Source organism: Mycobacterium parascrofulaceum ATCC BAA-614 (assembly GCF_000164135.1).
GTDB classification, from domain to species: domain Bacteria; phylum Actinomycetota; class Actinomycetes; order Mycobacteriales; family Mycobacteriaceae; genus Mycobacterium; species Mycobacterium parascrofulaceum.
On the sequence record NZ_GG770553.1, the window covers coordinates 1645283 to 1650020 of the forward strand.

General features: G+C 72.2%; 5 protein-coding genes. All 5 read left to right on the plus strand.

The features are described from left to right. Positions 1 to 128 precede the first annotated feature (128 nt). A complete protein-coding gene (gene gad, locus HMPREF0591_RS07790; RefSeq protein ID WP_040621379.1) occupies positions 129 to 1511 on the plus strand; it encodes a glutamate decarboxylase in 1383 nt (460 codons plus the stop codon). A 53-nt stretch (positions 1512 to 1564) separates the two neighbouring features. Continuing rightward, complete coding sequence (alr, locus tag HMPREF0591_RS07795; protein ID WP_040622070.1) at positions 1565 to 2740, plus strand: alanine racemase; 1176 nt, start codon at positions 1565 to 1567, stop codon at positions 2738 to 2740. 52 nt (positions 2741 to 2792) lie between these two features. Then, positions 2793 to 3845, plus strand: a complete 1053-nt coding sequence (locus HMPREF0591_RS07800) for an alpha/beta fold hydrolase (protein WP_170826166.1) — start codon at positions 2793 to 2795, stop codon at positions 3843 to 3845. Between the two features lie 19 nt (positions 3846 to 3864). Further along, positions 3865 to 4353 carry a tRNA (adenosine(37)-N6)-threonylcarbamoyltransferase complex ATPase subunit type 1 TsaE gene (gene tsaE, locus HMPREF0591_RS07805; RefSeq protein WP_085981581.1) on the plus strand — a complete coding sequence of 163 codons (489 nt, stop codon included), beginning with the start codon at positions 3865 to 3867 and terminating at the stop codon, positions 4351 to 4353. Beyond that, positions 4350 to 4738: tRNA (adenosine(37)-N6)-threonylcarbamoyltransferase complex dimerization subunit type 1 TsaB (gene tsaB / locus HMPREF0591_RS07810; RefSeq protein WP_425270141.1), on the plus strand; the 389-nt coding region annotated here is incomplete at its 3' end. The genes tsaE and tsaB, both read left to right, overlap by 4 nt.

The following is a 4738-nucleotide window of genomic DNA, read 5'->3' on the forward strand; positions in this document are numbered from 1 at the left end:
GCGGGCGGCGGCGTTGTCGGCCGCCGACCCCGGCCCCGGTGACGCGCCCACGTCGTCGTCCCGGATGGTTCCGCACATCAGGGCCGCCCTGGCCGCCATTTAGCGCCGTTACCGAGAGGATTCTCCCAGTGCCCCAACATCCGTCATTGCCCGCGCACGCGATCGCCCCCGCCTACACCGGCCGCCTGTTCACCGCGCCGGTCCCGGCGCTGCGGATGCCCGACGAGTCGATGGACCCCGAGGCCGCTTACCGCTTCATCCACGACGAGCTGATGCTCGACGGCAGCTCTCGGCTCAACCTCGCCACGTTCGTCACGACCTGGATGGACCCCGAGGCCGGCCGGCTGATGGCCGAGACGTTCGACAAGAACATGATCGACAAGGACGAGTACCCGGCGACCGCGGCCATCGAGCAGCGCTGCGTGTGCATGGTGGCCGACCTGTTCCACGCCGACGGCCTCAACGACGCCGACCCCTACAGCGCGTGCGGGGTGTCCACGATCGGCTCCAGCGAGGCGGTGATGCTGGGCGGGCTGGCCATGAAGTGGCGGTGGCGGGCCAAGGTCGGCAAGGGCTGGGAGGGGCGCCGGCCCAACCTGGTGATGGGCTCCAACGTCCAGGTGGTGTGGGAGAAGTTCTGCCGCTACTTCGACGTCGAGCCCCGCTACCTGCCCATGGAGGAGGGGCGGTACGTCATCACCCCCGAACAGGTCGTCGACGCCGTGGACGAGGACACCATCGGCGTCGTGGCGATCCTGGGCACCACCTACACCGGCGAGCTGGAGCCGGTCGCCGAGATCTGCGGCGCGCTGGACAAGCTGGCCGCCGGCGGCGGGGTGGACGTGCCGGTGCACGTCGACGCCGCCAGCGGCGGGTTCGTGGTGCCCTTCCTGCACCCCGAACTCAAGTGGGACTTCCGCCTGCCCCGGGTGGTGTCGATCAACGTCAGCGGCCACAAGTACGGGCTGACCTATCCCGGCGTCGGCTTCGTGGTGTGGCGCAGCAAGGAGTACCTGCCCGAGGAGCTGGTGTTCCGGGTCAACTACCTCGGCGGCGACATGCCGACCTTCACGCTGAACTTCTCCCGCCCGGGCAACCAGGTGGTCGGCCAGTACTACAACTTCCTGCGGCTCGGCCGCGACGGCTACACCAAGGTCATGCAGGCGCTGTCCGGGACGGCGCGGTGGCTGGCCGAGCAGCTGCGGGTCAGCGACCATTGCGAGGTCATCTCCGACGGCTCGGCGATCCCGGTGGTCGCCTTCCGGCTCGCCGGGGACCGCGGCTACACCGAGTTCGACGTGTCCCACGAGCTGCGGACCTACGGCTGGCAGGTGCCGGCCTACACGATGCCCGACAACGCCACCGACGTCTCGGTGCTGCGCATCGTGGTGCGCGAGGGCCTGTCGGCCGACCTGGCCCGCGCGCTGCACGACGACGCCGTCTCGGCCCTGACCTCGCTGGACAAGCTCAAACCCGGCGGCCACTACGAGGCCCAGCACTTCGCGCACTGAGCGGTTCTCGGCGCCGAACGGCGGGCCCCACCGTTTCTGGGACAATGGCGGCCATGAAAGGGTGCGCCGTTACGCCGACCTCCCTGACGCCGGGCGTGCTCGCCGAGGCCCTGGTGGACCTGGGCGCCATCGAGCACAACGTGCGGTTGCTGCGCGAGCACGCCGGCGCCGCGCAGGTGATGGCCGTCGTCAAGGCCGACGGCTACGGCCACGGCGCCACCCAGGCGGCCCGCGCGGCGCTGGCCGGCGGGGCGGCCGAGCTGGGCGTGGCCACCGTCGCCGAGGCGCTGGCGCTGCGCGCAGAGGGCATCACCGCGCCCGTGCTGGCCTGGTTGCACCCGCCCGGCATCGACTTCCGCCCCGCGCTGCTGGCCGACGTGGAGATCGCCGTGTCGTCGGAGCGCCAGCTCGACGAGCTGCTGGACGCGGCGCGCCGGACCGGCCGCGCGGCGACCGTCACCGTCAAGGTCGACACCGGCCTTAACCGCAACGGCGTCCACCCGGCGCGGTACCCGTCGATGCTGACGGCGCTGCGCCGGGCCGTGGCCGAGAACGCGATCCGGCTGCGCGGGCTGATGTCGCACATGGTGTTCGCCGACCAACCGGACAACCCCGTCAACGATCTGCAGGCCAAACGTTTCGCCGACATGCTGGCGCAGGCGGGCGAGAGCGGGGTGCGGTTCGAGGTGGCGCACCTGGCCAACTCGTCGGCCACCATGTCGCGTCCCGACCTGGCGTTCGACCTGGTGCGGCCCGGCGTGGCGGTGTACGGACTGAGCCCGGTGCCCGAGCTCGGCGGCATGGGGCTGGTGCCGGCGATGACGGTGAAATGCCCTGTGGCGCTGGTCAAATCGATCCGGGCGGGCGAGAGCGTGTCGTACGGGCACACCTGGACCGCCGAGCGCGACACCACGTTGGCGCTGCTGCCGGTCGGCTACGCGGACGGCGTCTTCCGGTCGCTGGGCGGGCGGCTGGAGGTGTTGATCAACGGCAAGCGACGGCCCGGCGTCGGGCGGATCTGCATGGACCAGTTCGTCGTCGACCTCGGCCCGGGCCGGACCGACGTCGCCGAGGGCGACGAGGCGATCCTGTTCGGGCCCGGCGGCAGCGGGGAACCCACCGCGCAGGACTGGGCCGACGTGCTCGGCACCATCCACTACGAAGTCGTGACCAGCCCGCGCGGGCGGATCACCCGGACCTACCGCGAGGCACGAACCGTTGAGCCCTGAGAAGACCCGCAGGCGCCGGCACGGGAGGGCCTGGCTTGCGGGCGGGGCGGGGGTGACGGCGCTCGCCACCATCGTCGGAGCCTCGGCCCGCCGCTCGATGACCCAGCGCGCCCGCGGCGCCGACGACCCCTACGCCGACGAGGATTTCGACACGATCGACGACGACCGCGCCTCGCTGGTCACCACCCCCGACGGGGTGTCGCTGGCGATCCGGGAGGCCGGCCCCGCGGACGCCCCGCTGACCCTGGTCTTCGTCCACGGTTTTTGTTTGCGGATGGGCGCCTTCCACTTCCAGCGGACGCGGCTGCCGCAGCACCTGGGCCCGGGTGTGCGGATGGTCTTCTACGACCAGCGCGGCCACGGCCGGTCCGACGAGGCCGCGCCGGAGAGCTACACGCTGACCCAGCTGGGCAGGGACCTCGAGACCGTGCTCGCGGCGGTGGCGCCGCGCGGGATGGTCGTGCTGGTCGGTCACTCCATGGGCGGCATGACGGTGTTGTCGCACGCCCGCCAGTTCCCCGGCCGGTACGGGCGCCGCATCGTCGGGGCCGCGCTGATCTCCTCCGCGGCCGAAGGCGTCGCCAGGTCCCCGCTGGGCGAGATCCTGAAAAACCCGGCGCTGGAAGCCTTCCGATTCACCGCGCGGTCCGCGCCCAAGCTGATGCACCGCGGCCGCACGGTGTCGCGCTCGCTGATCGGCCCCGTCCTGCGGGCCGCCTCCTACAGCGACCTGCACGTCAGCCGGAGCCTGGACGCCTTTTCGCAGCAAATGATGAACGGCACCCCGATCCAGACCATGGTGGAGTTCCTGGACGCCCTGGAACACCACGACGAAACCGCCGGGCTGTGGACCCTGCTGCGCGTCCCCACCCTGATCGCCTGCGGGGACCACGACCTGCTGACGCCGGACGAATACTCGCGCAAGATGGCGGCCTCGCTGCCGCAGTCCGAGCTGGTCATCGTCGCCGGCGCCAGCCACCTCGCGCTGCTGGACAAGCCCGAGGCGATCAACCACGGGCTGGTCCGGCTGGTGAAGCGGGCCACCCCGGGCCGCGCCGGGCTGGCGGCCCGCTGGATGCGGGAAAGGCTGTGGCGCCGTGGCTAGCCTTGATGGCGGCGACCCGCTGCGCCCGGCTTCGCCGCGCTTGCGATCACCGCAGGAGGGCACGGCCACGCTGGAGCGCGTCGAGGACACCGTCGCGTTGGGGTCACGGCTCGGCGAACAGCTGCGCGCGGGGGACGTGGTGGTGCTCACCGGTCCGCTCGGCGCGGGAAAGACCGTGCTGGCCAAGGGGATTGCCGCGGCGATGGACGTCGACGGGCCGGTCACCTCGCCGTCGTACGTGCTGGCGCGGGTGCACCCGCCGCGGCGCCCCGGCGCACCGGCGATGATTCATGTCGACATGTACCGGCTCTTGGACACCGACGGCGCCGACCTGCTCGGCGAACTCGACTCGCTGGACCTCGACACCGAGCTCGACGACGCGGTGGTGGTCGTGGAGTGGGGCGAGGGCCTCGTCGAACGCCTCGCCGAGCGGCACCTCGACGTCCGCCTGGAACGCCTCAGCGGGTCCGACGTGCGGATCGCTTCCTGGCAATGGGGCCGTTCGTGAGTATCTTGCTGGCCCTCGACACCGCCACCCCGGCCGTGACGGCCGGAATCGTGCGCCGCGACGACCTGTTCGTGCTGGCCGAGCGGGTCACCGTCGACGCCCGCGCGCACGCCGAACGGCTCACCCCGAACGTGCTGGCCGCCCTCGCCGACGCCGGGCTGGCGATGGGCGACCTGGACGCCGTCGTCGTGGGCTGTGGCCCCGGGCCGTTCACCGGCCTGCGGGCGGGGATGGCCACGGCCGCCGCCTACGGGCACGCGCTGGGCATCCCGGTGCGCGGCGTGTGCAGCCTGGACGCCATCGGCGTGCGCACCGCCGGCGAGGTGCTGGTGGTCACCGACGCCCGCCGGCGCGAGGTCTACTGGGCCCGCTACCGCGACGGGTT